This window comes from Rothia sp. HMSC065C03, from assembly GCF_001837295.1.
Lineage (GTDB): Bacteria > Actinomycetota > Actinomycetes > Actinomycetales > Micrococcaceae > Rothia.
Window position 1 is genome coordinate 739,573 of the sequence record NZ_KV832006.1, and the last position, 6,199, is coordinate 745,771.

The 6,199-nt window shown below is 59.3% G+C and carries 3 protein-coding genes and 1 tRNA gene; 2 read left to right on the forward strand and 2 right to left on the reverse strand.

All coding sequences use genetic code 11. The features are described from left to right. The first annotated feature begins 166 nt into the window (after positions 1–166). A complete protein-coding gene (gene epsC / locus HMPREF2605_RS08540) occupies positions 167–751 on the forward strand; it encodes a serine O-acetyltransferase EpsC (RefSeq protein ID WP_005507433.1) in 585 nt (194 codons plus the stop codon). A 236-nt stretch (positions 752–987) separates the two neighbouring features. Here epsC and gndA read toward each other — a convergent pair whose 3' ends face one another. Beyond that, a complete protein-coding gene (gndA, locus tag HMPREF2605_RS08545) occupies positions 988–2,460 on the reverse strand; it encodes an NADP-dependent phosphogluconate dehydrogenase (protein WP_049342124.1) in 1,473 nt (490 codons plus the stop codon). Between the two features lie 156 nt (positions 2,461–2,616). After that, positions 2,617–2,689: transfer RNA gene (locus tag HMPREF2605_RS08550), tRNA-Val, on the reverse strand. Between the two features lie 481 nt (positions 2,690–3,170). On the opposite strand from HMPREF2605_RS08550, the gene aceE reads away from it, so the two are divergent. Continuing rightward, complete coding sequence (gene aceE / locus HMPREF2605_RS08555) at positions 3,171–5,903, forward strand: pyruvate dehydrogenase (acetyl-transferring), homodimeric type (protein WP_070848004.1); 2,733 nt, start codon at positions 3,171–3,173, stop codon at positions 5,901–5,903. Positions 5,904–6,199: the final 296 nt, after the last annotated feature.

The window sequence follows — 6,199 nt, forward strand, 5'->3', positions numbered from 1 at the left end:
TACGGGGCGTAAATATTACGTTCTGCACGGAATTGTGACCGAGATTTCGGAGGGGGCGTCCACTATGACAGCTGAGGGTGCGGGAATAGGTGATTGGGCCTCATTGTTGGTACCTTTGGAAAGGTCGCACACATACAGAGCACGACCGATGAGGGAAAGGGAACCCATGAGTTTTATTGCGCGTCTGCGTGAAGATATTGAGAACGTCCGCCAGCACGACCCTGCTGCGCGTGGCGCTGTCGAGATTGCGCTGAACTATTCGGGCATGCACGCTATTTGGGTTCACCGTCTGACTCATAAGCTCTGGCAGAAGGATGAGACGAAGGCTCTGGCTCGTACCCTTTCGCAGTTTGCTCGTTTTCTGACCGGTGTGGAGATTCACCCCGGCGCGACCATTGGCCGCCGTTTCTTCATCGATCACGGCATGGGCATTGTGATTGGTGAGACTGCTGAGGTTGGTGACGACGTGATGCTGTACCACGGCGTGACTCTGGGCGGCCGTTCCCTGGAGAAGGTGAAGCGTCACCCCACGATTGGTGACCGCGTGACCATTGGTGCCGGTGCGAAGGTGCTGGGTCCGGTGGTTATTGGTGCCGATAGCGCTATTGGCGCGAACGCCGTGGTGGTCAACGATCACCCCGCCGACTCGATTATTACCGGCATTCCCGCGAAGCACCGCCCGCGCACCCCGGAGAAGAAGAAGCCGCTGGTGGACGCTGTGGAGTACATTGACCCCGCCATGTGGATTTAGTGCTTGGCAAGCGTTTTGAGGCGGTAGAGACGCACCTGGCGGCTCCTCACGAGGCTCCGCGCTCCTCACCGGGCTCCGCAGGTCTTCTCCCCTGCTATGCATGCCCCTCAAGATACCCTGAGGCATCTCGGGGGGTGCCCCGTCAAGACATAACGAACAAGACATAACGAAAGCCCGCCTTCGATCGGATTCTCATCCAGCCGAAGGCGGGCTTTGACGTATTCAGCTACGTGAGCTTAGTGAACGTGAATGTCCGCTGCGTTCACCTCGGAGCGGTCACCGCTCCACATGGTGTGGAAGGCGCCCTCTTCGTCAATACGACCGTAGGTGTGCGCACCGAAGAAGTCACGCTGACCCTGAATCAGGGATGCGGGCAGGCGGTCGCGGCGCAGACCGTCGTAGTAGGACAGTGCGGAAGCGAACACCGGCACGGGGATGCCCAGTGCGGTTGCCTTAGCCACCACGCGACGCCAGGAGGGAACGAGCTCCTCCATGAGGTTCTTGAAGGCGGGTGCCAGCAGCATGTTCGCGGGAGCCTCATCTGCGTAGGCAGCCATGATGTCGCCCAGCAGTTCTGCGCGGATGATGCAGCCTGCACGCCACAGCGATGCGATGGTGTCCAGCTTCAGGTCCCAGCCGTATTCCTTGCCTGCGCGGGTCAGCAGGTCCATGCCCTGTGCGTACGCAACGAGCTTGGATGCGAAGAGTGCGCGGCGCACATCCTCAACGAACTCGGGGTCGCCTGCACCAACGCCGGTGGTTGCAATCAGGCCGGCGGGCAGTTCGCGCTGTGCCTGCTCGCGCTGCTCACGCTCGGAGGAGGAGAGGGCACGTGCGAACACGGACTCTGCGATAGCGGAGACGGGGGAACCGAGGTCCAGGCCAGCCTTAGCGGTCCACAGGCCGGTGCCCTTCTGGCCCGCTGCGTCAACAATCACGTCGACCAGCGGCTTGCCGGTCTTTGCGTCTACCTGTGCGAGCACCTCAGCGGTGATTTCAATCAGGTAGGAGCTCAGGTCGGTCTTGTTCCAGGTCTTGAAAATCTCTGCCTGCTGTGCGGGCTCAATGCCTGCCACGGAGCGGAGAATGTCGTAAGCCTCGCCGATGACCTGCATGTCGGCGTACTCGATGCCGTTGTGGACCATCTTCACGAAGTGGCCCGCACCGTCGGTGGAGATCCATGCGCAGCAGGGTGCACCGTCCTGGGGTGCCTTCGCTGCGATCTTCTCGAGCATGGGGCCGAGGTGCTTGTAGGACTCTGCGGAGCCGCCGGGCATCATGGAGGGGCCCCAGAGAGCGCCCTCTTCGCCGCCGGAAACGCCAACGCCGACGAAGTGCAGGCCCTTTTCAGCCAGGGCGTGCTCGCGACGGATGGTGTCGGGGAAGTGGGAGTTACCGCCGTCGATAATGATGTCGCCCTCGTCGAGCATGGGGGTGAGCTGCTCGATCACTGCGTCGACGGGTGCGCCCGCCTTGACCATAATCAGGATGCGGCGGGGAGACTCGAGGGAGTCGACGAGTTCCTGCAGGGACTCGGTGCGGATGAAGTCGCCGTCTGCGCCGTGCTCAGCCAGCAGTGCGTCGGTCTTCTCTACGGAACGGTTGTGCAGTGCCACGGTGTAGCCGTTACGTGCCAGGTTGCGGGCGAGGTTTGCGCCCATGACAGCAAGGCCGGTGACACCAATCTGTGCCTTCTTGTTTTCAGTCATGTATATAAGGATACGCGCTGAGGGCAGGCTATATATAGGTGGAGTGCACTTTTATGCTCTGAAGAGTCGCCCTTCTCACTCCTGGAGAAATATAGCGCGTGGAGAAAGTGCTTAGAACGGAAAAACCCCGGTACCTTGCGGTACCGGGGTAATCGGTGGGTCCTACCGGGATCGAACCGATGACATCCACGGTGTAAACGTGGCGCTCTACCATCTGAGCTAAAGACCCGTAGTTCTCACTGTTTCGTTTGACGACCCAGCGGCGAACACAAGAAAAAACTATACAGGCTTTTGGCATGACATGCAAATCCATGGAACGTGTTCTATGTCTCAATATTTTTTTCATTTTCCCACCGCACCCCACACTAAGCCACAGCAAGCCATGTAAGGCCGCTACCTTTCAGGTAAGACACACCCCCTCATTCCGCGCCATTCCGCCAACCCCCTCATTCCGCGCCATTTAGGTGCAAAAAGACCATAACTAGTACTTTTGATGCGCATTTTTTCCACTCAGATAGTCACAATGCGAAACCCACATCACAAAAACCCCCATTTGAGACCAAGAGAGGCACCTTTAGGTCTAAGATAGTAGAGATAAGAAGCGAAGTGGGTCTTACAGACCTATAGCGCTTAAACACAAAGATTGTTCGACAACGCAACATCGCGCGGCGGGCGATCTCACAACCGCACAGAAGAGAGGTTGGATTAGTTTGGCTAACGTACCGAACGAGCACTCCCTGAGCACCCTTCTTGATGGCCTCAAGGACATCGACGTAGAAGAGACCCAGGAATGGGCCGAGTCCCTCGAGGACCTTATCAAGACTCACGGCACCGAGCGTGCAGAGTACATCCTTCGCGCACTGCTCAAGGAAGCTGGTGCAAAGGGCGTAAAGGTCCCCACTCTGGTCAAGACCGACTACATCAACACCATCCCCGTCGACCAGCAGCCCGAGTACCCCGGTGATGAGGAACTCGAGCGCCAGTACCGCGCATGGATTCGTTGGAACGCAGCAATTATGGTTCAGCGTGCCCAGAAGAAGGGCATCGGCGTTGGCGGTCACATCTCCACCTTCGCAGGTGTGGCTGACCTCTACGAAATGGGCCAGAACCACTTCTTCCGCGGCCGTAACCACCCCGGTGGCGGTGACCAGGTCTTCTTCCAGGGTCACTCCTCCCCCGGTGTCTACTCCCGCGCATTCGTTGAGGGCGTCCTGAGCGAAGACCAGATGGACGGCTTCCGTCAGGAGAAGACCAAGGGCGCAGACGGTATTCCTTCGTACCCGCACCCCCGTTGCATGCCCGAGTTCTGGCAGTTCCCGACCGTTTCCATGGGTCTGGGTCCCCTGAACGCAATCCACCAGGCATCCTTCAACAAGTACCTGCACAACCACAAGATCAAGGACACCTCCGAGCAGCACGTCTGGGCATTCCTGGGCGACGGCGAAATGGACGAGCCCGAGTCGCGTGGTGCACTGCAGTTGGCTGCAAACGAGCACCTGGACAACCTGACCTTCGTCGTCAACTGCAACCTGCAGCGTCTGGACGGCCCCGTTCGCGGTAACGGCAAGATCGTTCAGGAGCTCGAGGCATTCTTCCGCGGCGCAGGCTGGCACGTCATCAAGGTCCTGTGGGGCTCCGACTACGACGAGCTGCTCCAGAAGGACAAGAGCGGCAAGCTCATCCAGCTGATGAACGAAACCCTCGACGGTGACTACCAGACCTTCCGCGGTGAAGACGGCGGCTACATCCGCGAGCACTTCTTCGGCAAGTACCCCGAGACCAAGGAACTGGTTGCAGACCTGACCGACGAGCAGATCTTCAACCTGCGCCTGGGTGGCCACGACGACAAGAAGCTCTACGCAGCCTACAAGGAAGCTATGGAGACCAAGGGCAAGCCCACCGTCATCCTGGCACAGTCCATTAAGGGTGCGGAGCTCGGCCCGTTCTTCGAGGCACGTAACTCCACCCACCAGATCAAGAAGTTCACCATGGAAGCACTGAAGGGCTTCCGTGACCACCTGAACATCCCCATCTCCGACGAGGAGCTGGAGAAGGATCTGTACAACCCGCCGTACTACCTGCCCGAGGCAAACCACCCGGCACTGCAGTACATGCAGGCACGCCGTAAGGAACTCGGCGGTTACATCCCCGGCCGTGCAAACACCCAGCCTGAGATTATCCTGCCCGAGTCCAAGGTCTACGCACAGACCAAGAAGGGCTCCGGCAAGCAGACCGCTGCTACCACCATGGCGTTCGTCCGCCTGATGAAGGACCTCATGCGTGTGAAGGGCTTCGGTCACCGTATCGCTCCCATCACCCCCGATGAGGCACGTACCTTCGGTATGGACTCCTTCTTCCCCTCGGCTAAGCTGTACAACCCCAACGGTCAGAACTACGTGCCCGTTGACCACCAGCTCATGCTCACCTACACCGAGTCCCCCGAGGGCCAGATTGTTCACGTGGGTATTAACGAGGCAGGCGCAACCGCTGCATTCATCGCTCTGGGTTCGTCCTACGACACCCACGGCGAGCCGATGATCCCGATTTACATCTTCTACTCGATGTTCGGCTTCCAGCGCACCGGCGACTCCTTCTGGGCTGCTGCCGACCAGCTGTGCCGCGGCTTCGTCATCGGTGCAACCGCAGGCCGTACCACCCTGTCCGGTGAGGGTCTGCAGCACGCTGACGGTCACTCCCCGATCCTGGCGTCCACCAACCCGGCGTTCAAGATCTACGACCCGGCATACGGCTACGAGATTGCTCACATCGTGGAGCGCGGTATCGAGCAGATGTACGGCACCAAGGACGAAGACCACAACGTCATGTACTACCTGACCGTGTACAACGAGCCGATTCACCAGCCTGCTGAGCCGGCAAACGTTGACGTTGAGGGCATCATCAAGGGTATCCACAAGATCAGCGAGTCCCCGCTGACCTCCGGCCCCAAGGCACAGCTGCTGGCATCCGGCGTTGCCGTTCCGTGGGCTGAGAAGGCTCAGCAGCTGCTGGCTGAGGACTGGGGCGTCTCCGCAGACGTCTGGTCCGTCACCTCGTGGACCGAGCTGCGCCGCGACGGCCTTGCCGCTGAGGAAGAGGCTCTGCTGAACCCGAACCAGCCCGCTCGCGTTCCTTACGTGACCCAGAAGCTGGCTGGCGCTGCTGGCCCGATTGTCGCGACCACCGACTTCACTTCGGATGTTCCCGACCAGATCCGCCAGTTCGTTCCGAACGACTTCGCAACCCTGGGTGCTGACGGCTTCGGGTTCGCAGACACCCGCCCGGGTGCACGTCGCTTCTTCCACATCGATGCAGAGTCGGTTGTTGTCCGCACCCTGCAGATGCTGGCAAAGCGCGGCGAGGTTGCAGCAGACGTTCCCGCGAAGGCATTCGCTAAGTACGACCTGCTGAACGTGAACGCTAACTCCGAGCTGGAGCAGCACTAAGCATTTAGCGGTAGAACCCCGGTTCTGCGTTAGAAGCTAAACGAAGCCCCCGGTTGATGATTTATCAACCGGGGGCATTCGTGTTTTAACTGTGAAGGGGCGCAGGGCACCCGAGCTGCTTCCTGTTGATATGGTCGTTGACTATGCGTTTCTCATGTAATAAATCAGACGTGACCGGAGTTTTGGTTGCCTGGTGCGTCTAGCCGGTGGTAGGCTTTAACCACCCTTCAACTATGATATTCGCCATAGTATTGGTGGATATTCAGGGTGCCCGACCAGCATTACGGGGGGGGGGG

Bases quoted from the DNA above. Each gene is read 5' to 3' on its own strand.
- epsC (WP_005507433.1), top strand. From the start codon at position 167: ATGAGTTTTATTGCGCGTCTGCGTGAAGATATTGAGAACGTCCGCCAG.
- gndA (WP_049342124.1), bottom strand. From the start codon at position 2,460: ATGACTGAAAACAAGAAGGCACAGATTGGTGTCACCGGCCTTGCTGTC.